The following is a 20194-nucleotide window of genomic DNA, read 5'->3' as shown; positions in this document are numbered from 1 at the left end:
GTCCACGTCCTGGACAAAAATCAATCGCACCAAGGCACCGCTGAATACGTGAGGCGAAAATTGCTTTGTCTAATTAATCATTATGCATACACGATTTCCGCAAATCGGGCAAATCCGGCGAATAAACTCCGAAGGGCGGTTTTCGTCATTTGCGGGATTGCCATGTGCCACACAATCAGGCCACGTATAGCGTGAATCAGAGGGCAAGTTATGACCAAAGGATACTGGATCGCTCACGTCGATGTGGACGACATTGAAACCTACAAAAACTATATTGCGGCAAACGCCGAACCTTTTCACGCCTATGGGGCAAAGTTCATGGTCCGCGGTGGTGAATACGAAATCAAGGAAGGCACCTCGCGGTCGCGTACGGTCGTGATTGAATTTCCAAGCTATGAGGATGCGCTGGCCTGTTATGATAGCGACGCCTATCAACGTGCCAAGGCTTTGCGTGACCCGGTCGCGACTAGCGATCTGGTGATTGTTCAGGGCTATGACGGGTAGTCCACGCTTGGCGACCTACAAAATATGGGATAAGCTGCGCTCATGCTAAAAAAGCTTTTTCAGGCCTTTCGCCCACCCCAGCAGACGACACTGCCCGACCCGGATGCCGAACTGGCTCTTGGGGCCCTGATGGTGCGGGTGGCACAGGCGGATCGGGATTATAAGCTTGAAGAAATCAGCCTGATCGACAGGATTTTGGCCCGCCTCTACCAGCACAACGCGATCGAGGCTGCAAAAGTGCGGGCAACTTGCGAAAAGCTGCACGCGGCGGCCCCCGACACCGACACATTCGGCAAGCTGATCCGCGAAACAACAGACCTGAAAGAACGGTTGGCGGCTTTGGATGCCTTGTGGGAGATCGTGCTGGCCGATGGCAACTCTGACGAAGGTGAAATGAAAATCGTGGAAGAGGCCCGGATTGCCATGGGCCTTAGCTTCAAGGACAGCCAGATTGCCCGCGAACGGGTGCTGTCACGCTTGGAAGCTGAATAAACCGGATCTATATCTCTCTCATGTTCAAGGATTTTCTGTCACGGCTTTCCCAGCCTCAGCCCGACCCGCTTGCCGAAGACGATGCCCGATTGGCGCTGACCGCCTTGATGGTTCGTATCGCGCGGTCCGACAACGACTATGCAGACTCTGAAATGGCGCGGATCGACCGGATTTCGGCAGAACGCTACGGTCTGTCCCCTTTCGAGGCCGCCGGTCTTCGTGCCCGCGCGGAAGACCTTGAAAGCGAGGCACCGGACACCGTGCGCTTTACCCGCGCCATCAAGGAAGCCGTCGCCTATGACGACCGACTGGCCGTCGTTCAGGCAATGTGGTCTGTGGCTCTTGCCGATGGGCAGCGCTCGGGAGAAGAGGATTCGCTTCTGCGATTAGTGGTCAGTCTTCTGGGTGTCAGCGACGTGGACTCCGCGCTAGCCAGACAAAAGGCTGCCAAATCGTGACGGCGATGCTGGGCATGTACGACATGCCCGCGCTTCACGCGGCCAATGACCGGTTCTGGAGCTTGATTCGTGTGGAACTTGGGTTCGGCCCGACGCACCTGACCCGAGACCAGGATTTCTGGGAGGTCTGGCAAGACCCCGATCTGGTTTTGTCGCAAACCTGCGGAATGCCCTACCGCACAAGCCTGCACGGAAAAGTGCAACTGGTCGGCACGCCCGATTATGGCCTGCCCGACTGCCCAACCGGCTATTACTGCTCTGTGTTTGTGGCCCGCACCGATGACACACGCCCCTTGTCCGAATTGGCGACCGGCATCTTCGCTTATAACGAGGCGTTGTCCCAATCTGGGTGGTCCGCACCTGTTACTCATCTGTCCGCTTTGGGCCTGCGCCCGGGTAAGTTGCTTGAAACCGGCGGCCACGCGCGCTCCGCAAACGCGGTCGCGGACGGACGGGCCGACTATGCCTCGCTCGACCTGCTGACCTGGACGCTGCTCAGGGAACACACAGAACTGGGATCGCAACTGCGCGAAGTCGCAAGAACGGAACCGACACCGACGCTGCCCTACATAACTGCCCTTGGGCAAGACGCCGGCCGCATCGCCGGGGCCGTCAGAAGGGCCATTACCCGTTTGTCGGATGCCGACTGCCAGGCACTGCACATCAACGGTTTGGTCAACATCCCGGCCGAGCGCTACCTGGCGGTTTCCACGCCCCCGGCCCCGCAAGCGTTCGGGTCGCACGACTGAACAAATTGAACAGCTGAATTGTTCAATTTGGTCGTTTCCCGATGGGAACATGTTATTTGCGCATTGCATTGCTCAACATTTTGCGCCCTATTACCGCACTAACAATCACAACAACTGGACGACCCGTGACAGATTCCACTCCCGTTATCGAGATCAAGAACCTTCACAAAAGCTTCGGGCATCTGGAGGTGCTGAAGGGGGTGGATATTACAGCCAGGCGAGGGGATGTTGTATCGCTCATCGGATCCTCCGGCTCCGGAAAGTCGACCCTGCTGCGGTGCTGCAACCTTCTGGAAGACAGTCAGGAGGGCGAAATCCTGTTCAAGGGTGAGCCGGTTCGCTGGAGTGGTGACAGTCATCATCGCCGGCCCGCAGACCCCAAACAGGTCCTGCGCATCCGGACCAACCTGTCGATGGTATTCCAGCAGTTCAACCTTTGGTCCCACATGACCATTCTGCAAAACGTGATGGAAGCACCCGTAACCGTTCTGGGCCGCGACAAGGCCGAGGTTGAAGACAGCGCGCGCAAATACCTGGAAAAAGTGGGTATCGGCGACAAATGTGACGTCTATCCGGCACAACTGTCGGGCGGTCAGCAACAGCGCGCAGCTATCGCGCGCGGGCTGTGCATGGAACCCGAGGCGCTGCTGTTTGACGAACCCACTTCGGCACTGGACCCCGAGTTGGAGCAGGAAGTCATCAAGGTGATCAAGGATCTGGCCGCCGAGGGCCGCACCATGATCATCGTAACCCACGACATGAAGATGGCTGCTGACATCTCCAGCCACGTTGTCTTTCTTCATCAGGGCCTTATCGAAGAAGAAGGCCTGCCCGAAGATATCTTTACCACCCCGGAATCCGAACGGCTTCGGGGCTTTCTCTCCGCCACCAAGGCGGCTTAACTGATCCACAGAATCACTAATGGGGAGTAACCAATGAAAAACCTGATTCTGACCACTGCAGCACTGGCGTTGACCGCTGGCATGGCAATGGCCGATACCGTCCGCATGGGGACCGAGGGCGCCTACCCTCCGTATAACTTCATCAATGACTCAGGCGAAATCGACGGGTTCGAGCGCGAAGTCGGCGACGAGCTGTGCAAGCGCGCCGGTCTGGAATGCGAATGGGTCAAGAACGACTGGGATTCGATCATTCCGAACCTGGTTTCGGGCAACTACGACACCATCATCGCGGGCATGTCGATCACCGATGAGCGTGATGAGGTTATCGACTTCACCCAGAACTACTTCCCTCCGGCGGCATCGGCTTATGTCGGGGCATCCGAAGGTGTTGACGTAAGCAGCGGCATCGTCGCGGCGCAAACCGCAACGATCCAGGCCGGCCACGTGGCCGAATCCGGCGCGACCCTCGTCGAGTTTGCAACCCCTGAAGAAACCATCGCTGCGGTTCGCAACGGCGAGGCTGACGCTGTATTTGCAGACAAGGACTTCCTGGTGCCGATCGTCGAAGAATCCAGCGGTGAACTGGTATTTGTCGGCGACGATGTTCCGCTTGGCGGCGGCATCGGTCTCGGTATCCGTGAATCCGACGGCGAGCTGCGCGGCAAGTTCGACGAAGCCATTACTTCGATGAAGGCGGATGGCAGCCTGAACGAGCTGATCATCAAGTGGTTCGGCGAAGGCGTTCCGACATACAACGCTGACGGCTCAGTCGTTACCAACTAAAAACTCTGTCTGATGGTTCGGCGCCTCTTGGCGCCGAACCTGTCTTGGCCCCGCGCCGGATCCGACGTTCGAAAGACGCCTTATGTTCTCCTACTGTACCGATCCCGACACGCTCGGCACTTTCCGCTGGTTTTCCTGCTATCTGACCAATGGCGTGCATTGGTCGTTTTATCTTTCGTTCGTCAAGGTACTGGCCCTTCTGGCTGTCACCGCCCCTGTCGCGCTGAGCTTTGGTTTCGCAGGAGCCATGGCCGCCCGGTCACATTTCCCACCGCTCAGCTGGCTGGGCAAGGGGTATATCGCCATCGTTCGAGGCGTACCCGACATCGCGTTTTTCCTGTTCTTCGTGATTGCACTGGATCAGGCGTTCGAATGGACCCGCCACAAAGTCCTCTGCCCCGACTGGACCGATCCGATTCGACAGGGCAATGATTTCATCGTCTGTCAGGCCGCCAAGCTGCCGTTGGGCACTTCGCCGGAATGGGTGCACGAAACCTATGGGTTCTTTCTGGCCATCATCACATTCTCGATCGTATTCGGTGCATTCGCCGCCAACGTTCTGTTTGGGGGGATGCGCGCCGTGCCGCACGCCCAGCTTGAGACCGCCGAGGCCTATGGCATGACCCGCCGTCAGACCTTCTGGCGCGTGCTTGTTCCGCAAATGTGGGTCTATGCCGTGCCCGGATTGTCGAACCTGTGGATGGTGCTGATCAAAGCCACGCCCCTGCTGTTCCTGCTGGGGATTGAGGATATCGTCTACTGGGCGCGTGAGCTGGGTGGCACCAAGACGTCGAAATTCACGCAATACCCGCATGGTGACTGGCGCATGTGGTATTTCCTGTTCCTCCTGCTTTTCTATCTGGGCATGACCCGAGTATCCGAAATCGGGCTTGAACGACTGATGCGGCGACTGTCGCACGGTCAGGCAACATCCGGCGGAGAATTGCTGCGCAAGGAGACCACCGCATGAGCTGCCTGCAAACCATCCAGGACTATGCCCTGCGTTCCATCGGCCTCGGCGAGCGCCTGCTGCCGCGCAACGATTTTACCTTGTGCGAACAGTTCACCCTGATCGGATCGGGGATGATCTGGAACGTCTATTTCGGCCTGATGGCGCTGGCGACCGGGTTCTTTCTGGCCACCGCGCTGGCCGTCGGCAAGTCGTCCGCCAACAAATGGCTGCGCAAACCGTCTGAATGGTTCATCTTCATCTTCCGGGGATCGCCGCTGTTCATCCAGTTCTTCTTTGCCTATTTCTTCTTCCTGTCGCTGAAGAAATCCTACCCCATGTTCGACGCCTTGACCTCGGCATGGCTTGGGGCGCTGATCGTTCTGTTCCTGAACACGGCCGCCTACACGGGCGAAATCTTCTATGGCGCCCTGCGCTCGATCCCAAAGGGCGATATCGAGGCGGCCGACGCCTACGGTCTGACCGGGTGGTCCCGTTTCCGCCGCGTTGTCTGGCCTACGATGCTGCGCCTAGCATGGCCTGCCTACACAAACGAGGCGATCTTTTTGTTCCACGCAACCACGCTGGTGTTTTTCTCGGCCTTTCCGGCCTGGCAACAACGCGGAGACGCGTTGTACTACGCCAGCTATTTTGCGGACAAAACATTCAACCCGTTTGTCCCCTATCCGATTCTGGCCTTTTATTTCATCCTGCTGACACTGGTGATCGTCTGGGGGTTCGGCAGGGTGAACAAGCACCTGAACCGGCACCTGCCGCAGGCCAAACGGTCCAAAATGCGGCTTCGCCTGAATCTGGCGCGTTAACAAACGCTTTTGAATCAATGACCGGGTCTGGACAACCAGGCCCGAACGTCTTTTTGCCCTAGCCCAATGCGGGTTAGGTTGCGAAAATCCGTACCTGAGATAATAGGGAGAAGTGGTACCGCCTCCCTGGCTTGAACAGGGGACCTCTGGATCCACAATCCAGCGCTCTAACCAACTGAGCTAAGGCGGCACTCGTGAGGGGCGATGTACCGAACGCGCAGCGGGATTGCAAGAGGATTAAAGCTGAATTCTCCAGCTTTGTTCAACCAGATCGACGCCGAATGAGTGTACCGGTTTGCTGCCCGTCAGCTGCCAACCGTTCGCCTTGTAAAGCGCGCACGCGGCCTTGTGGCTTTCATGCGTCCACAAGACCATTTCCTTGTAACCGGCAGTGCGCGCAAAGCTCATGCAGGTGTCCAGTAGCCGTTTGCCCAGCCCCTGCCCTCTTGCTTGCGGCACAAGCAGAAACAGCCGCAGCTTTGCCGTGTCACGGTCCAGCGACACGCAAAAAATACTTCCCAGCCTTTCGCCCGCCTGTTCAACAATCCAGCCGCGTTCCCTGGCCGGATCATGCGATGCAGTAAATGCGTCCAGAATACTGGCAACAAGCGGCGCAAATGTGTGGTCAAAGCCTTCGTCGCGCGTGTAGTGACGGTCGTGTTGGTCAACCAGCCACGATGCATCGTCGGAACGAAACGGTCTGATAAGCGCATCTTCCATAAGCCATCTGACCGCAAAGGCGACTTGATTCTCAACCCTTTGCGCGCTAGCACGAATGCTCAGTCCCGGAGGCACTTATGGGCATCAATACCGAACGCGACATTCAGGCTAACCTGCAGATCGGTCCGACCGATCACGGCATGGTCCGCCTGTTCATCGAAGCCGATGGCGTCGAGATTCCGATGGATTTTGACCCGGAAGAAGCTGAAGAAATCGCGGAAGAAATTCTCGCCGCAGCACAGGCTGCCCGCGCGGTTCAGGGCTGAGCGTTTACAGCCTGGGGTCGCGAAAAGCGTGCAGCCTGCGGGCGCTGTCCATGGCAAATTTCTGGATCATCTTTTTTCTCCGCGCCGGGGCAACCTTGTCCTCTGGCGCCATTCGGACGATTTCTGCATCATAGGCATCGGCAATGATCAGGCCGGTTTCCGGCGGCAGCATCTCGGTCGGAAATTCGGTATCGACGGCCCAAAAGAACCGGTCGCACCACTCCAGGTAGCCGTGCCACTTGGAATCTGATTGATAGTCCACCCAACTGGATTTGCATTCCACAACCCAAAGCTCGCCCTTGGGGCCAAGCCCCATCACGTCCACCCGCAATCCACGCGCGGGAACAAATTCTTCAATTGAAACATACCCGTGGGTCAGAAGGTGGCGTGAAACCCCGCGGGCCAGTTTCTGGCCGGGCTGCATTTCCAGTGTCATTCAAAATATGTGAACAATTCATGAACAAATATCAAGCCCCTCAAACATGTTGACATGATACCATTCAGTATCATAATAACGTGATACCAATCGGTATCTCTTTGAGGTGACCAATGAACACACAAACACAATTTGCATTCCGGGCGCTGGCCGACCCTACCCGCAGAGACATTGTAAGAATGCTGGCATCGGAGGATCTGACGATAGGCCAGTTGACGGACCGTTTCGACATGACCCGAGCTGCCGTCAAGAAACACCTGACCGTTCTGTCCGATGGCGGTCTGATTACGGTCGAGGCTCGCGGGCGAGAGCGCATCAACCGCCTGGAACCCCAAGGCATGGCACCCGTTCTGGACTGGTTCAGCTATTTTGATCAGTTCTGGGATGACCGTCTGAACAATCTGAAGGAAGCTATTGAAGGGAAAAAGAAATGACCAACGCTGTTTTGCAGAAAACAATCTTCCTGCGTGCCGAACCTGAAACGGTTTGGGCTTATCTGACCGACCCTGACCGCTTGGCAGAGTGGTTTCACAAACCCAAACACCCCCTGACCGAGGGCGGCAAGCTGGCGATGTTTGGAACCACCAGCGGCGATCTGCTGATCTGGGGTGAAGTCAAAAAGGCACACCCTTTCGAATACCTTGAATACACGTTCACCGTGAAGCCGATGGGAGAAGCCGTCAGTATAGTAAAATGGACCCTGGAACCCGTTGCCGGGGGCACGAAGCTTGGCCTGCTGCACGAAGGCCTGCCACAGGGCGCCGAGGCCTTTGGCCTGATCCTGGCGCTGGATAACGGTTGGGATGAGCATTTCGGCAAGATGCGCACCGCATTGCACGAAACTGTTGATGCCTGACCCCTTGTGCAAACCCGCTGCAACCCCTACTTAGGCGCGTGGCGGGTTCTGCCCTTCTTGTGACTGGTAGCATTCTGGTGGCCTTAAGCAATTCCGAGGGGGCTGGCTCTGTTCAGGTCCTGGCCTGATTACCTGGCGCCCACCTGTACATACAGGTCCTCGGGAATCACACCGCACGGTTGACTGGTGGTCCCGCCACATTTTCCGCTAAAAAATCAGCGCTCTGCGCCAGTTTCCTGCTTCACCAAGGCGGGTTCAAATTTGTGGATAACCGGGGTTCCCCGGCGTGGCCCCTGCGGCTTTTCCGCCATGCTCATGACGGCATAGGCAAATTGCACCCCGGCAAAAACGATTCCATTCATGAACCAGATCATCAGCAATGCAATCAGGCCAAGTTCCGACCCGGTGATCAGATTGCGCAGATTGGCGACGTTGAAAACCAAAAGCACCGCAACGAAAGCCGCCGAGATGACAAATCCCCAGGCAACCTGAGTGATGTATAACCGTATCAGTTTGGGCATGGCGGGCCTCCTTGCGCTCTGACATTCAGTCTAGCGCTTGTCGGTCGCCGGTAAAGGCGTCAGAACGCCTCGGGCCTGGCCTCACGCGCCATGTGATCTAGAACGGCGTTCACGAATTTCGGCTCCTTGCCTTCCGGGAAAAAGGCCCGTGCGACATCGACGAATTCGGTGATGACCACTTTGGGCGGCGTGTCGCTTTGGGTCAGTTCGGCACCTGCAGCACGGAAGGTTGCACGCAAAGTTGGGTCGATGCGCGCGATGGGCCATTTTGCGACCAATGCGCGATCGGTCATCTGGTCGATCGGCGCCTGATAGTTCACGGCATCATCCACGAGCTTGCGAAAAACGCTGATGTCGCCATCCAGCATTTCTTCGCCCTCGTAAACTGCGCCAAACCGGTGATCCAGAAACTCATTAACAACCTGTTCGGTCGTTTGTCCCGACTGCTCCATCTGGAACAACGCCTGCACGGCGTAAAGCCGGGCTGCGGATTTCATCAAGCGTTTCTGATTGGCCGGTTTCGGCGCGTCTGTCTGGGTCATGCTGTCGTGGGTCCGTTGCTGTCGCCCGCCACAAGGATGGACTCGGACGGAGGCTTGAAGCCGACGCCCTTTTTGGAAGAGCCCCACTTACGGCTGAGCGCGATCAGATGCAAGGCCGCAGCGGCCGCTCCGCCACCTTTATTCATCTTTTCAGGGTTTGCGCGGACTTCTGCCTGATCGTCATTCTCGACAGTCAGGATACCGTTACCGATGCACAAGCCCTGCAAGCCCATGAGCTGAATGGCCCGGCTGGAATCGTTGCATACCGTTTCGTAATGCGTGGTCTCACCGCGGATAACGCAGCCCAGCGCGACATAGCCATCAAAGTTGCACTGACGATCGGCCATGGCGATGGCGGTTGGGATTTCCAGCGCACCGGGCACCTCGACAACCTCGCAAGTGCCACCTGCCGCTTTGATCTCGGCCTTGGCTCCGGCGATCAGGTTGTCGGCAATCGCGCGATAGAAAGGCGCGGCCACGATCAGCAGTTTCACCGGTTCATCGAATGTCGGCGTCGGCAGAACGCCATGTTTGTCTTGTTCAGCCACGATCAGTCATCCTTGAGTATGGAGCGGGTGCCAACGATGGACAGGCCAAACGCATCGAGCCCCAGATAAACGGTTTCCGGCGAGTCCGTCAGCAACACCAGTTGCTGAACGCCCATTTTGGACAGGATTTGAGCGCCCAGACCGGTTTGCTTGATGGTGCGCGGGCCTTCGTCCTCGGCCGCATACAGCGAGTTGCGCGGCTGGCGGAACAAGCACACGACCCCGCGCCCTTCCTCGGCGATTTTTTCCATCGCGCGGGGCAGTTCCCGCGACGATTTCGGGCCTAGGCCCAGGATGTCCGGCGCTTCGTGCAGGGCGTGGGTTCGGGTCAGGACAGGCTCGGGCGTGGTAATGTCGCCCTTGGTCATGACCACATGTTCAATGCCGTGGGTCTGGTCCGTGAACAGACGCATCTCCCACTCGCCACCATATTCCGACATCACCGTTTCGCGTGAGGTTTCGACCACCAGATTGTCATTGCGGGACCGGTACGCGATCAGATCGCTGATCGTGCCGATCTTCATGTTGTGCTCTTTAGCAAAGGCGACCAGATCAGGCAGGCGTGCCATGGTGCCGTCCGGTTTCATGATCTCGCAGATCACGCCCGAGGGGTTCAGCCCCGCCAGACGCGAAATGTCCACGGCAGCCTCGGTATGACCGGCACGCACCAGCACCCCGCCCCGCTTGGCCCGCAGCGGGAAGATGTGACCGGGGGTGGCGATTTGCGCCATCGTGTTTTGCTCATTGATTGCGGTCGACACAGTCAATGCGCGGTCAGCTGCGGAAATACCGGTTGATACACCTTCACGCGCCTCGATAGACACGGTGAAGGCGGTTTCATGCCGGGACGAGTTGTTCACCGCCATCATCGGCAGGCCCAGCGCGTCGACCCGTTCGGCGGTCATCGGCAGGCAGATCAGGCCGCGCCCGTGGGTGGCCATGAAATTGATTGCCTCGGCATCCGCGAATTCGGCGGCGATGACCAGATCGCCTTCGTTCTCGCGATCTTCGTGATCCACCAGAATATACATCCGGCCTTTGCGCGCCTCTTCGATGATTTCTTCGATCGGACTTATCGCGTCACGCAACTGGGCCTCGACCGGGCCGGGGGTTTCAAAGCTCATGGGGCAGCCTTTCGCAAGAGCACGTATGAGCGGCTGGATAGACCACCATTCGCCCAAAGGCCAGACCACATGCGGCGTCAGCGGACCAGAACGCGGCGTTGTTCGGCCTTAAAGTTCAGGACATTTCCGCCAGCCGCGCAACATATCGGGCCAACGTGTCGATCTCAAGATTGACGCGGTCGCCCATTCGAACATCACCCCAGGTCGTGACCTCTTTGGTGTGCGGGATGAAATTGATCCCAAAGTCGCAACCTTCCACCGCGTTGACAGTCAGCGAGGTGCCGTTCAGAGCGACCGATCCCTTGGGCGCAATGAACTTGGCCAGATGCTTGGGTGCGCGCAGTGTAACACGAGTGCTGTCGCCCTCGTCTTCAATGCCAACCACCTCAGCGACCCCGTCCACGTGGCCCGAGACGATATGCCCGCCCAGTTCGTCTCCAACCTTCAAGGCGCGTTCAAGGTTGACACGCTTGCCAACCTGCCAGGCGTCGAGGTTGGTTTTTGACACGGTTTCAGCACTGATCTGGACATCGTACCAGTCGTCGCCCAGCGCGATAACGGTCAGGCAGACCCCGTCGCTGGCAATCGAAGCGCCAAGATCGATGCCCGCAGTATCATAGCCGGTGCTGATCCGGGCCCGCAGATCGCCTTGCTGTTCCAGCTCGGTGACAGTGCCAACATCGGTGACGATCCCTGTGAACATTCTGTTAACCCTCAGTTCCTAACCTGTGTCTCGCTTCCACAGCCGAGGTAAGCCCAAGCGGCTTCTCGGGCAAGCCCCGGCTTGCCGGGAAATCGCAAAACGGGCATAGTTTTGACAATTTAACACGAATACAGCAGTCCCGATGACCCACCTGCCCTATGCCCCGGATCGCCGTGTGTTCCTGTTTCTGCAGGGACCTCATGGCCCGTTTTTCAACGCCCTTGGGCGCATGTTGCGCGCATCCGGCGCGCAGGTCTGGCGCGTCGGCTTCAATGCCGGCGACCACGCGTTCTGGTTCGATCGCTCATCCTACATTCCGTTCCTGGACAAACCAGAGCATTGGCCGGAAACCCTGACCGGGTTGATCAACGACCTCGATATCACAGACATCGTACTCTATGGCGACACGCGTCCGATCCATGCTCAGGCAGTCGAAATCGCAAGGGAAAGGGGCATCACCGTCCACGTGTTCGAAGAAGGCTATCTGCGCCCCTGGTGGGTCACATATGAACGCACGGGCTCGAACGGAAATTCCCGGCTGATGGACCTGAACGTTGACCAGATGCAGCAGGCCCTAGCCCAGTCAGATACGCAATCACCACCACCGTCCCATTGGGGCGATATGAGGCAACATATCTTTTACGGTGCCCTGTATCACTGGTTTGTGCTGTTCCTGAACCGCCGCTATCGCAATTTCAGACCTCATCGGGACCTGCCGGTATCGAAGGAGTTTCGTCTGTACTTCAAGCGTTTGTCCCTTATGCCATTTCACCGGCTACAGCGGATCTGGGCAACGACCCGCGTTCGGCTGGGCGGTCACCCCTATCACATGGTCCTGCTGCAACTGGGTCATGACAGCTCGGTACAGGCGCATTCCGGGTATTCCTGCATGAGCGATTTTCTGGATCAAATTCTCGAAGGTTTCGCAAAGGGCGCGCCAAGACATCATCGGCTGGTGATCAAGGAACATCCGCTGGAAAATCATCGCGAACCATTGCGACGACGCGTGCGTGAACTGTCGGCCCGGTACGGGATTGACGATCGCGTCTACTATGTTCCCGGTGGCAAGCTTGCCGGACTTCTGGATGATGCGAATTCTGCGGTCACGATCAATTCGACCGCCGGCCAGCAAGTGTTATGGCGCGGCATTCCCCTGCGAATTTTCGGCAAGTCCGTCTATGACAAACCCGAATTCGTTTCCGGGCAGGCCCTGACTGCTTTCTTCGCGAACCCGGTCGCCCCTGACAGCGGTGCCTATCGGATCTATCGCCGGTTTCTTCTGGAAACCAGCCAGGTGCCCGGTGGGTTCTATTCATGCCGGGGGCGGCGGCAATTGTTGCGACGGGCTGTCGACATGATGTTGCGGCCGCAAGATCCATATCAAACAGTTCTGTCAGGCAAAGCGGCGCTGACGCCACAGTTGAGAATCGTTCAGTGAATCTGGACGGTTGTTTCTGGAAGTCACACCACATTGCGGGTAGCCTGCGCTGAAAGAAAGATAATTGAGGTATATCGGCAGTGAAGCGCTTTCCAATCCGGTGGATACGGGGGGTAACTCTCGTGGCGGCTTGCGGCTTTCTGGCTGCGTGCCAGCTTCCCAAGTCCGGCCCGAACAAATCTGAAATCCTTGCAGGTTCTGTGCAGAATGGCGGGAATGCATTTGTCGTGGAAGTGGATGACCGCGTCGCCAAGGCAACATCTGCCGTGCCCCAATACGGCTTCTCTGCCGCCTTCAGCACTGCCCCGAACCTGACCGCAGACACCGTTCGCCCCGGCGATGTTCTGGGGCTGACAATCTGGGAAAACGTGGATGACGGCTTGTTGGCCAGCGAGACGGGACCGGCCACGACACTCGAAGAAGTTCAGGTCGACAGCGAAGGCTTCATCTTTGTTCCCTATGCCGGTCGTTTGCGGGCTGCCGGCAACACACCGGAAGAATTGCGCACCCTGATCACCAGCAAACTGCAGGACCAGACCCCGGATCCGCAGGTCGAAGTTCGTCGTGCTGCCGGTGACGGCTCGACCGTGTCCCTGACCGGAACCATTGGCGCACCGGGGATCTACGCGATCCAGCGCCCGACCCGCTCATTGTCCGGGATGCTGGCGCAGGCCGGCGGCGTCACTGTCTCGTCCGACATTGCGCTGGTCACGCTGATCCGAGGTGATCAGCGCGGGACCATCTGGTACGATGATCTGTTCCGCAACCCCAAGCTGGACGTCGCCCTGCGCGGTGGCGACCGCATTCTGGTTGAAGAAGACAGCCGCTCCTATATCGCGCTGGGTGCAACCGGAGGACAATCCCGCGTTGCATTTGACAGTCAGGACCTGTCCGCGCTGGAAGCCCTGGCGCAGGTTGGCGGTCTTCAGTCGCTGTCGTCGGACCCGACCGGCATATTCGTTCTTCGCAGAGAACGTCAGGATGTGGCGCGCAATGTGATGGGCCGGGCAGATCTGCAAGGGGATCAAAGGTTGATCTACCTGCTTAATCTGACGGCCCCGAATGGCCTGTTCATTGCGCGGGACTTCGTAATCCGCGACGATGACACGATTTACGTGACCGAAGCGCCCTATGCGCAGTGGAGTAAGTCTATTTCGTTGATTGCGGGTGGACTGACCCCGATCGCCAATGTCGCAACACTGACCGGCTACTGATGTATGTTGCCGCAAGAGGACACCGCAGCCGGGGCTGAACGCACCCGGCTGTTTGTCTACAACGGCGGGTTTCTCACATCACGGCGCATCTGGCGGATACTGTCTCTGGCCGGGTTTGATATTCGTCTGGGCCTGCCGAAGCCCGGTGATCTAGTTGGTGTCTGGGGCAACAGCCCGACCGCGCATCGCGGGCTGAAGATCGCGTCGAAGCACCAGACACCGGTATTGCGGGTCGAGGATGCCTTTCTTCGGTCCTTGCACCCCGGTCGCTCAGGCGAACCGCCGCTGGGTTTGCTGCTGGACCGTTCAGGTCTGCACTTCGACCCTGATCAACCCTCGGATCTGGAAACCCTGCTGGCCAGACATCCGCTGGACGACACGGCCCTGCTGGACCGTGCGCGCGGCGCGATGGCGCGAATGCAGGAACTGCACCTGAGCAAGTATTCAGCCTTTGATCCAAACATCCAAGCCCCAGACCCCGGCTATGTTCTGGTTGTCGACCAGACCATGGGCGACGCCGCCGTAACTGCCAGCAAGGGGGACACGGCCCGCTTCCGCGAGATGCTGGTCATCGCGCAAGAGGAAAACCCGGGTGCCGAAATCCTGATAAAGACACATCCGGAAACGCAGTCAGGGCACCGGCCCGGCCACTTTACCGATCAGGACCTGTCTGGCAGGGTGCGGTTTTTCAATGATCCGGTCAGCCCCTGGACCCTGCTGGAAGGCGCGATTGGGGTCTACACGCTGTCTTCACAATTGGGGTTCGAAGCCATTCTCGCCGGTCACAAGCCCCGGGTGTTCGGGCAACCCTTTTACGCCGGATGGGGGCTCACTCAGGATGAAACACCTCTTGCAAGACGCCAGAGAAACCTGACACGCGCTCAGTTGTTCGCCGCTGCGATGCTGCTTTATCCAACATGGTACGATCCGTACCGCGACCAGTTGTGCGAGCTTGAGACCCTGTTAAACACGCTCGAGGCGCAGTCACGCGCCTGGCGGCAGGATCATGCGGGCTGGACCGCATCGGGCATGCGGCTGTGGAAACGACCGCACCTGCAGCGGATGTTCGGCCAACAGCGCAAAATTCGTTTCACTGCCGATCCTCCTGGCGCTTCGCAACGGCCTCATATGGTGTGGGCCAATCAGGCGCGGGATCTAGACGGCGTTACCAGGGTTGAAGACGGTTTTTTGCGATCACGGGGGCTGGGCGCCAATCTTGTGCCTCCGCTGTCGCTGGTGACGGACGATCTGGGAATTTACTATGACCCGACGCGCCCCAGCCAACTGGAAAACCTGATCACGGCCCGGGGAAACCTGCGGCCCGATCAGGCGCTCCGGGCCGAGCGGCTGGTTACCCAAATCATCTCGAACAGTCTGAGCAAATACAATACCGGCACCCACCCGCCCGATTTGCCGGACGGGCACCGCATCCTGATCCCGGGTCAGGTCGAGGACGACGCCTCCATCCTGCTGGGCTGTGGAGCCGTGCGCACGAATATGGACCTGCTAAGGGCTGCGCGTGAAGCAAACCCGGACGCGATCCTGGTTTACAAACCTCATCCAGATGTCGAGGCGGGGCTTCGGGAAGGCGCAATCGAAGCCGAAGGTCTGGCAGATATCATTGTTCCGCACACAAACCCGGGCATTCTGTTGCCACAGGTACATGAGGTCTGGACCATGACGTCACTCATGGGGTTCGAGGCCCTTTTGCGTGGTGTCCCGGTGACAACGCTCGGCGCGCCATTCTATGCTGGATGGGGTTTGACGCAGGATCTGGGCACAGTTCCCGCCCGGCGAGGCGCGCGACCCAGTCTGTCGGGCCTGGTTCATGCGGTCCTTATCGACTACCCCCGCTATCTGGATCCGAAAACGGGCCTGCCCTGCCCGGTTGAGGTCGTACTGCAACGACTGGCCGAGGGGTATGACGCTCCACACGGGCCTTTGAATCGTCTGCTGTCAAAGCTTCAGGGTGCATTCGCAACCCATGCTCACCTGTGGCGCGGGCGCTAGCGCAAGGCCCGCGACCAGCGATGCAAAATATCGCCGCCAACAGCGCGTGTTTCGATCAGGTCGAACCGAGGCGCTTCGTTCAGTTTATCAAGACCCAGCGCCCCAATCGCAGACAGGCCTTCCGCACCGATGGTCAGCCCGGCACTGAACCCGACCAGTTCATCGACCAGATCCGCCGCCAGTAACGATGCGGCCAGAGCGGAACCGCCTTCGCAAAAGATACGTGTCAGGCCGGCATGTCCAAGCTGCTGCAACAGGTCCGTCGGATCAATGTGGTGTTCCTGCAATGCACACGGGATCAGGCGCGCACCCATGCCCTGCCAGGCATTGGCACGATCCGGATCCGGATGCGGGCCGTGACATATCCAGACAGGAACGTCAGAGGCCGTGCGCGCAAGCTGCCCCATCAGCGGCAGGTCCAGATGGCGCGATACAACGACCCGAACCGGCTGTGACGCAATGCCCAGATCACGCACTGTCAGGGATGGGTCATCCGCACGCGCGGTGCCTGCGCCGATCAGTACCGCGTCGTGTTGCGCCCGCATGGCGTGGACCAGACGCCGCGCTTCGGGTCCAGTAATCCACTGGCTATGACCGCTGGACGTTGCAATCCGCCCGTCAAAACTGCTGGCCAGTTTCAAAGTTACAAATGGGCGGCCCTGTTCGGTCTTCAGAAAAAAACCCGCATGGGCCTTGGCAGCCTGTTCATCCAGCACACCGGTAGTCACTTTGATACCGGCCTCACGCAGCATGGCCAGGCCCTGCCCGGCTACACGCGGGTCGCTGTCTTCGATGGCTGAAACGACCCGCGCCACATCGGCGTCAATCAGGGCCTGCGCGCAAGGGGGTGTTTTGCCATGATGGGCACAAGGTTCCAGCGAAACATAGGCCGTTGCGCCCTGCGCGGCATCTCCGGCCTGTTTCAGGGCTTCGGTCTCGGCATGAGGGCGCCCGCCCGGCTGCGTCCACCCGCGACCGACGATCCGGCCATCACGCACGATGACACACCCTACGGAAGGGTTGGGCCAACACGTGCCCTGTCCGCGCTGACCCAACGACAAAGCCAGCGCCATATATCGCTTATCTGTTTCGCTCACTCGTCCGTCGAAGGCTGCGGCGGGCGCAGTTCGTGGACAAACTCCTCGAAATCATCGGCCGCCTGGAAATTCTTGTAAACGCTCGCAAAGCGAACATACGCCACCGTATCAATCCGGGCCAGCGCTTCCATGACGATTTCACCGATTTTGTTGGACGGGATATCCGTGTCGCCCATGCTTTCCAGGCGCCGCACGATACCCGAGATCATCTGATCGATCCGGTCCGGATCGATGGGGCGTTTCTGCATCGAGATCCGGATCGAACGCTCCAGTTTATCCCGGTCAAAATCCTCGCGCTTGCCGTTGGTCTTGATCACCACAAGATCGCGCAACTGTACCCGTTCATAGGTGGTAAAGCGTCCGCCACAGGCCGGACAGAACCGTCGCCTGCGGATCGCGACGTGATCCTCTGCCGGGCGTGAATCCTTGACCTGAGTATCGATATTTCCGCAAAACGGGCAGCGCATCCGCCGTCTCCTCGTCCCTTGTTCCGCCTCTTTTTGTAAGCACTGCGGCTTACTTATCCACAACTATAGGGCAGCCGCTAGGGTTTGGGTAGTCGGAATTTATCACCGCAATATAAAGGGGTCATGCAAAATGTGCAGCGACCCGACGTACATGCGGTGCAGTGCGATGTTCGAACAGATAGATCCCCTGCCACGTCCCAAGCACAGGCCGCCCCGCCGCAACAGGTATGGAAAGTGAAACCGGCAAAAGGGCAGCCTTGATATGTGCGGGCATATCGTCGGGGCCTTCATAGGTGTGCCTCAAATACGCCATCGAAGGATGATCCGACGGAGGCACGAGCCGTTCAAAGAACGCATGCAGATCGGTCTGAACCTCGGGATCCGCGTTTTCCTGAATAAGCAGAGAGCAGGATGTATGCCTGACGAACAGCGTAAGCAAACCGTCGCCTGCAACCGAACTCATCCATCGGCAAACGTCGCCTGTAATTTCATAGAGACCGGCGCCGCGTGTTGAGATGGTGAATTCGACCTGCAAAGCTCTGCTTACCATTACCTAGTTTATGAACTGCCGGCGGTTGCACCGTCCATTTGCGCCCTGTACCGACATACTTTCACCAACCTGAAAGCCAAGTGACACACTGCTTTGCTGAGGTGCGTTTTTCGGTGGTGTCAGGGAAAACTGAACAGCCGTTCGGCGACCTGTCGCCTCGCTTGGGCCATAACCCCGAACAACATACACCCTTTGCTGCCAACCGGCGCCAAGCGTCCGACGCGCGAAATCGGCCGCGGCGCACCAATAACCGTCTACATCCTGGCGTGCTCTTGGGATCACCTCAAAAACCGAATTGTTGACGGCAACCGTCTGAAACCCGTTGGGCGCGGCCCCGGCTGTCATCGGAGCGGAGATCGCCACAGTGGCAAGAACCATTGAAGTCATGACCCGTTTCATCATTTTCGACCTTTCCTGTTTCTGACTGCCGCATAGACTAGTATGCCAGCATCGGCGGAACAGTGGTCCTCACGATCTATTCAGACGCGCAGTCAAAATCTGTGAACCGGTGCCCCCGGACCTGCCCAAGCATATTCCGGCCAAGCCAAAAAACTCAATAAAAAGAAAACGATCTTGTGGGTGCAGCGTGTCGGGGAACCCTTTGAACCGGGGTGGTAGTCCGGTTCTCTGGGCTCTGACCTCTTCCCCAAAAGGCGCGGACCCGACAGCAATATGTACATAAGAATTGTCAAAACTCGGTCATGTGCACACCAGTCAAATCCTTGTGTGAATTTGCCAATCGCACCGAAAGCCGCCCCTCAGCACTCGGCTTCCGCCACAAAAGTTGGTGCGCGCCGGATCTTTGGTATTAAGATCAGCTTCAGATTTGAGAATGGATTACGCCGAGCCATGGAAGTTGATATTTGTCGCATTCAGCGATTGGCCAAGACGCTGGACGAAGAAACCGGACAATCTGCGCTGACGGATCACGTCCTGCGGCAAAGCGGGCTCAGTCGGGCTGGAATTGCCCCGCCGACAACCACTTACCATGCAACAAAAGAGGCCCAGTTTGTCCGGTATGCCTGCGATGCGGTCAATGACATCACTTTTGCCGCCCGGGCAGGCATCCGATTTGATGAGTCATCTACTCTTACGGCCTATATCAGTAAATACTCCCGAAACTTACGACAAGCCGTTGAAAACACGTGTTACTTTCACTGGATGATTGATCCTGCGCTGATTTTCAATCTGCGCCTTTCAGACGACTCGGCAGTGTTTGAAATCGACTGGAAGGACGCCAGTTATTCCCGCTATCACAGACGCACCGAGTTCCTGCTATTTGCGGCCATAGCCCGACTGCGCGCCCTGACCCAGTCAGATTTTCACCCCGTCGAGATGCGCTTTCAGCATGAAATCGGTCAACGTGCGTCGGAATATGAGAAAATAGGAGGGTTTCCAGTAGTTTTCGGCGCCGAACGGATGTGTATCGTCCTGTCGCTGTCCTCGCTTGATCTTCCAATTCCAACTTACGACCCTACGCTGCGCGCCCATCTGCTTGACTATGCCGAGCGTTTGCTGGCCGACCGGCAATCGCCAAGGCAAGAAACACGCGCAAGGGTCGAAGGGCTGATCACCCGGTCCCTGCCCGGAACCATTATCCAGGCAGATCAGGCAGCTGCCGATTTGGGTCTTAGCCCTCGCACACTGGCCCGCAGGCTGGCCGATGAAGGGACCAGCTATCGCAACATCGTTGAAGACCTGCGATGTGATCTTGCGCAGACCTTTCTGCGAAACGGGATGAACCTGTCCGAGATTTCTTATTCTCTGGGGTATGCCGATCAGGCAGCGTTTTCGACGGCGTTCAAACGTTGGACCGGCCAGCCTCCGACCACATTTCGCGGCCGCGTCGATCGCCCGCTGAACCGCGTTTGAGCGTAGCCGGGGGTCATCGATGAGACCATCTCGCCCCGGCCCGTCCCATGAGTGGACCAGACGGATATAGAAATCCCGCTGTCCCTCTTCTTGTGAGTTCTCGCCAATTTGACTTTCAGACAGGACAACAAGATGTGAACGCCCCAGGAAAAGAAAAAGGCGCCTCGAT

The 20194-nt window shown here is 58.1% G+C and carries 26 protein-coding genes and 1 tRNA gene; 15 read left to right on the top strand and 12 right to left on the bottom strand.

Annotated elements, in window-relative coordinates:
- The first annotated feature begins 210 nt into the window (after nt 1-210).
- The 8 genes from ACR0CG_RS16705 to ACR0CG_RS16670 all read left to right on the top strand — a co-directional run bounded on the left by ACR0CG_RS16705 (nt 211) and on the right by ACR0CG_RS16670 (nt 5661).
- On the top strand, nt 211-504 hold the full coding sequence (locus tag ACR0CG_RS16705) for a DUF1330 domain-containing protein (RefSeq protein WP_170677578.1): 294 nt from the start codon (nt 211-213) through the stop codon (nt 502-504).
- 42 nt (nt 505-546) lie between these two features.
- Nucleotides 547-996, top strand: coding sequence for a tellurite resistance TerB family protein (locus ACR0CG_RS16700; protein WP_170616560.1), 450 nt, complete (start codon nt 547-549; stop codon nt 994-996).
- 20 nt (nt 997-1016) lie between these two features.
- On the top strand, nt 1017-1454 hold the full coding sequence (locus ACR0CG_RS16695) for a tellurite resistance TerB family protein (RefSeq protein WP_170677580.1): 438 nt from the start codon (nt 1017-1019) through the stop codon (nt 1452-1454).
- Nucleotides 1451-2203 carry a phosphate/phosphite/phosphonate ABC transporter substrate-binding protein gene (locus tag ACR0CG_RS16690; protein WP_480526367.1) on the top strand — a complete coding sequence of 251 codons (753 nt, stop codon included), beginning with the start codon at nt 1451-1453 and terminating at the stop codon, nt 2201-2203. The genes ACR0CG_RS16695 and ACR0CG_RS16690 overlap by 4 nt, the downstream gene beginning before the upstream one ends.
- A 125-nt stretch (nt 2204-2328) precedes the next feature.
- Nucleotides 2329-3105 (top strand): ABC transporter ATP-binding protein, encoded by a 777-nt coding sequence (locus tag ACR0CG_RS16685; RefSeq protein ID WP_170677584.1) that lies wholly within the window; start codon nt 2329-2331, stop codon nt 3103-3105.
- Nucleotides 3106-3138: 33 nt separating this feature from the next.
- Entirely contained in the window at nt 3139-3888 is a 750-nt protein-coding gene (locus tag ACR0CG_RS16680; RefSeq protein WP_170616571.1) for a transporter substrate-binding domain-containing protein, read from the top strand.
- Nucleotides 3889-3970: 82 nt separating this feature from the next.
- Nucleotides 3971-4858: an ABC transporter permease gene (locus ACR0CG_RS16675; RefSeq protein WP_480526364.1), complete on the top strand. Its 888-nt coding sequence runs from the start codon at nt 3971-3973 to the stop codon at nt 4856-4858.
- Nucleotides 4855-5661 (top strand): ABC transporter permease, encoded by an 807-nt coding sequence (locus ACR0CG_RS16670; protein ID WP_170677588.1) that lies wholly within the window; start codon nt 4855-4857, stop codon nt 5659-5661. The genes ACR0CG_RS16675 and ACR0CG_RS16670 overlap by 4 nt, the downstream gene beginning before the upstream one ends.
- A gap of 113 nt (nt 5662-5774) precedes the next feature.
- Here the strand turns inward: ACR0CG_RS16670 and ACR0CG_RS16665 are convergent.
- Nucleotides 5775-5851 (bottom strand) — tRNA-His (locus tag ACR0CG_RS16665).
- 47 nt (nt 5852-5898) lie between these two features.
- Nucleotides 5899-6381, bottom strand: coding sequence for an N-acetyltransferase family protein (locus ACR0CG_RS16660; protein ID WP_480526361.1), 483 nt, complete (start codon nt 6379-6381; stop codon nt 5899-5901).
- Between the two features lie 77 nt (nt 6382-6458).
- Here ACR0CG_RS16660 and ACR0CG_RS16655 point away from each other — a divergent pair, with 77 nt between their 5' ends.
- Complete coding sequence (locus tag ACR0CG_RS16655; RefSeq protein WP_170616580.1) at nt 6459-6647, top strand: DUF6324 family protein; 189 nt, start codon at nt 6459-6461, stop codon at nt 6645-6647.
- 4 nt (nt 6648-6651) lie between these two features.
- Here the strand turns inward: ACR0CG_RS16655 and ACR0CG_RS16650 are convergent, their stop codons facing one another.
- Nucleotides 6652-7083, bottom strand: a complete 432-nt coding sequence (locus ACR0CG_RS16650) for an MmcB family DNA repair protein (RefSeq protein ID WP_170619748.1) — start codon at nt 7081-7083, stop codon at nt 6652-6654.
- 113 nt (nt 7084-7196) lie between these two features.
- Here ACR0CG_RS16650 and ACR0CG_RS16645 point away from each other — a divergent pair, with 113 nt between their 5' ends.
- Nucleotides 7197-7517, top strand: a complete 321-nt coding sequence (locus ACR0CG_RS16645; RefSeq protein WP_170616585.1) for a metalloregulator ArsR/SmtB family transcription factor — start codon at nt 7197-7199, stop codon at nt 7515-7517.
- Nucleotides 7514-7939, top strand: a complete 426-nt coding sequence (locus ACR0CG_RS16640) for an SRPBCC family protein (protein ID WP_480526359.1) — start codon at nt 7514-7516, stop codon at nt 7937-7939. Before ACR0CG_RS16645 ends, ACR0CG_RS16640 begins: the two co-directional genes overlap by 4 nt.
- Nucleotides 7940-8154: 215 nt before the next feature.
- Here the strand turns inward: ACR0CG_RS16640 and ACR0CG_RS16635 are convergent, their stop codons facing one another.
- The 5 genes from ACR0CG_RS16635 to ACR0CG_RS16615 all read right to left on the bottom strand — a co-directional run bounded on the left by ACR0CG_RS16635 (nt 8155) and on the right by ACR0CG_RS16615 (nt 11377).
- Nucleotides 8155-8460, bottom strand: a complete 306-nt coding sequence (locus tag ACR0CG_RS16635; RefSeq protein WP_480526357.1) for a hypothetical protein — start codon at nt 8458-8460, stop codon at nt 8155-8157.
- Between the two features lie 59 nt (nt 8461-8519).
- Nucleotides 8520-9002, bottom strand: coding sequence for a transcription antitermination factor NusB (gene nusB / locus ACR0CG_RS16630; RefSeq protein ID WP_170677597.1), 483 nt, complete (start codon nt 9000-9002; stop codon nt 8520-8522).
- Nucleotides 8999-9550 (bottom strand): 6,7-dimethyl-8-ribityllumazine synthase, encoded by a 552-nt coding sequence (locus ACR0CG_RS16625; protein WP_170616594.1) that lies wholly within the window; start codon nt 9548-9550, stop codon nt 8999-9001. The genes nusB and ACR0CG_RS16625 overlap by 4 nt, the downstream gene beginning before the upstream one ends.
- A 2-nt stretch (nt 9551-9552) precedes the next feature.
- Complete coding sequence (gene ribB / locus ACR0CG_RS16620) at nt 9553-10674, bottom strand: 3,4-dihydroxy-2-butanone-4-phosphate synthase (protein WP_321253721.1); 1122 nt, start codon at nt 10672-10674, stop codon at nt 9553-9555.
- A gap of 115 nt (nt 10675-10789) precedes the next feature.
- Nucleotides 10790-11377 carry a riboflavin synthase gene (locus ACR0CG_RS16615; protein WP_480526354.1) on the bottom strand — a complete coding sequence of 196 codons (588 nt, stop codon included), beginning with the start codon at nt 11375-11377 and terminating at the stop codon, nt 10790-10792.
- A 142-nt stretch (nt 11378-11519) separates the two neighbouring features.
- Here ACR0CG_RS16615 and ACR0CG_RS16610 point away from each other — a divergent pair, with 142 nt between their 5' ends.
- The 3 genes from ACR0CG_RS16610 to ACR0CG_RS16600 all read left to right on the top strand — a co-directional run bounded on the left by ACR0CG_RS16610 (nt 11520) and on the right by ACR0CG_RS16600 (nt 16039).
- Entirely contained in the window at nt 11520-12815 is a 1296-nt protein-coding gene (locus ACR0CG_RS16610) for a capsule biosynthesis protein (protein WP_480526352.1), read from the top strand.
- An 80-nt stretch (nt 12816-12895) separates the two neighbouring features.
- Nucleotides 12896-14029 (top strand): polysaccharide biosynthesis/export family protein, encoded by a 1134-nt coding sequence (locus tag ACR0CG_RS16605; RefSeq protein ID WP_480526350.1) that lies wholly within the window; start codon nt 12896-12898, stop codon nt 14027-14029.
- Nucleotides 14030-14032: 3 nt separating this feature from the next.
- Nucleotides 14033-16039 (top strand): capsular polysaccharide biosynthesis protein, encoded by a 2007-nt coding sequence (locus ACR0CG_RS16600; RefSeq protein WP_480526348.1) that lies wholly within the window; start codon nt 14033-14035, stop codon nt 16037-16039.
- Here ACR0CG_RS16600 and ribD read toward each other — a convergent pair.
- From ribD to ACR0CG_RS16580, 4 genes are all read right to left on the bottom strand, one after another.
- The gene (ribD, locus tag ACR0CG_RS16595) at nt 16036-17136 is read right to left on the bottom strand and encodes a bifunctional diaminohydroxyphosphoribosylaminopyrimidine deaminase/5-amino-6-(5-phosphoribosylamino)uracil reductase RibD (protein ID WP_480526346.1); all 1101 of its coding nucleotides are present in this window, start codon (nt 17134-17136) and stop codon (nt 16036-16038) included. The two genes, ACR0CG_RS16600 and ribD, sit on opposite strands and share 4 nt — an antisense overlap.
- The gene (nrdR, locus tag ACR0CG_RS16590) at nt 17133-17603 is read right to left on the bottom strand and encodes a transcriptional regulator NrdR (RefSeq protein ID WP_039525240.1); all 471 of its coding nucleotides are present in this window, start codon (nt 17601-17603) and stop codon (nt 17133-17135) included. Before nrdR ends, ribD begins: the two co-directional genes overlap by 4 nt.
- Before the next feature lie 121 nt (nt 17604-17724).
- Nucleotides 17725-18138 carry a secondary thiamine-phosphate synthase enzyme YjbQ gene (locus ACR0CG_RS16585; protein WP_480526468.1) on the bottom strand — a complete coding sequence of 138 codons (414 nt, stop codon included), beginning with the start codon at nt 18136-18138 and terminating at the stop codon, nt 17725-17727.
- An 18-nt stretch (nt 18139-18156) separates the two neighbouring features.
- Complete coding sequence (locus tag ACR0CG_RS16580; RefSeq protein ID WP_480441964.1) at nt 18157-18555, bottom strand: hypothetical protein; 399 nt, start codon at nt 18553-18555, stop codon at nt 18157-18159.
- Between the two features lie 447 nt (nt 18556-19002).
- Between ACR0CG_RS16580 and ACR0CG_RS16575 the strand changes: the two genes are divergently transcribed.
- Nucleotides 19003-20025 carry a helix-turn-helix domain-containing protein gene (locus ACR0CG_RS16575; RefSeq protein ID WP_480526344.1) on the top strand — a complete coding sequence of 341 codons (1023 nt, stop codon included), beginning with the start codon at nt 19003-19005 and terminating at the stop codon, nt 20023-20025.
- Nucleotides 20026-20194: the final 169 nt, after the last annotated feature.

Source organism: Ruegeria sp. AB8 (genome assembly GCF_056542605.1).
The sequence above is the reverse complement of the archived record's forward strand: the minus strand, read 5'-3'. Positions and strand labels throughout refer to the sequence as shown.

Bases quoted from the DNA above. Each gene is read 5' to 3' on its own strand.
- ACR0CG_RS16575 (WP_480526344.1), top strand. From the start codon at position 19,003: ATGGAAGTTGATATTTGTCGCATTCAGCGATTGGCCAAGACGCTGGAC.
- nrdR (WP_039525240.1), bottom strand. From the start codon at position 17,603: ATGCGCTGCCCGTTTTGCGGAAATATCGATACTCAGGTCAAGGATTCA.
- ACR0CG_RS16645 (WP_170616585.1), top strand. From the start codon at position 7,197: ATGAACACACAAACACAATTTGCATTCCGGGCGCTGGCCGACCCTACC.
- ACR0CG_RS16635 (WP_480526357.1), bottom strand. From the start codon at position 8,460: ATGCCCAAACTGATACGGTTATACATCACTCAGGTTGCCTGGGGATTT.
- ACR0CG_RS16640 (WP_480526359.1), top strand. From the start codon at position 7,514: ATGACCAACGCTGTTTTGCAGAAAACAATCTTCCTGCGTGCCGAACCT.
- ACR0CG_RS16705 (WP_170677578.1), top strand. From the start codon at position 211: ATGACCAAAGGATACTGGATCGCTCACGTCGATGTGGACGACATTGAA.
- ACR0CG_RS16695 (WP_170677580.1), top strand. From the start codon at position 1,017: ATGTTCAAGGATTTTCTGTCACGGCTTTCCCAGCCTCAGCCCGACCCG.
- ACR0CG_RS16680 (WP_170616571.1), top strand. From the start codon at position 3,139: ATGAAAAACCTGATTCTGACCACTGCAGCACTGGCGTTGACCGCTGGC.
- ACR0CG_RS16660 (WP_480526361.1), bottom strand. From the start codon at position 6,381: ATGGAAGATGCGCTTATCAGACCGTTTCGTTCCGACGATGCATCGTGG.
- ACR0CG_RS16600 (WP_480526348.1), top strand. From the start codon at position 14,033: ATGTTGCCGCAAGAGGACACCGCAGCCGGGGCTGAACGCACCCGGCTG.
- nusB (WP_170677597.1), bottom strand. From the start codon at position 9,002: ATGACCCAGACAGACGCGCCGAAACCGGCCAATCAGAAACGCTTGATG.
- ACR0CG_RS16700 (WP_170616560.1), top strand. From the start codon at position 547: ATGCTAAAAAAGCTTTTTCAGGCCTTTCGCCCACCCCAGCAGACGACA.
- ACR0CG_RS16670 (WP_170677588.1), top strand. From the start codon at position 4,855: ATGAGCTGCCTGCAAACCATCCAGGACTATGCCCTGCGTTCCATCGGC.
- ribB (WP_321253721.1), bottom strand. From the start codon at position 10,674: ATGAGCTTTGAAACCCCCGGCCCGGTCGAGGCCCAGTTGCGTGACGCG.
- ACR0CG_RS16615 (WP_480526354.1), bottom strand. From the start codon at position 11,377: ATGTTCACAGGGATCGTCACCGATGTTGGCACTGTCACCGAGCTGGAA.
- ACR0CG_RS16610 (WP_480526352.1), top strand. From the start codon at position 11,520: ATGACCCACCTGCCCTATGCCCCGGATCGCCGTGTGTTCCTGTTTCTG.
- ACR0CG_RS16655 (WP_170616580.1), top strand. From the start codon at position 6,459: ATGGGCATCAATACCGAACGCGACATTCAGGCTAACCTGCAGATCGGT.
- ACR0CG_RS16650 (WP_170619748.1), bottom strand. From the start codon at position 7,083: ATGACACTGGAAATGCAGCCCGGCCAGAAACTGGCCCGCGGGGTTTCA.
- ACR0CG_RS16580 (WP_480441964.1), bottom strand. From the start codon at position 18,555: ATGATGAAACGGGTCATGACTTCAATGGTTCTTGCCACTGTGGCGATC.
- ACR0CG_RS16675 (WP_480526364.1), top strand. From the start codon at position 3,971: ATGTTCTCCTACTGTACCGATCCCGACACGCTCGGCACTTTCCGCTGG.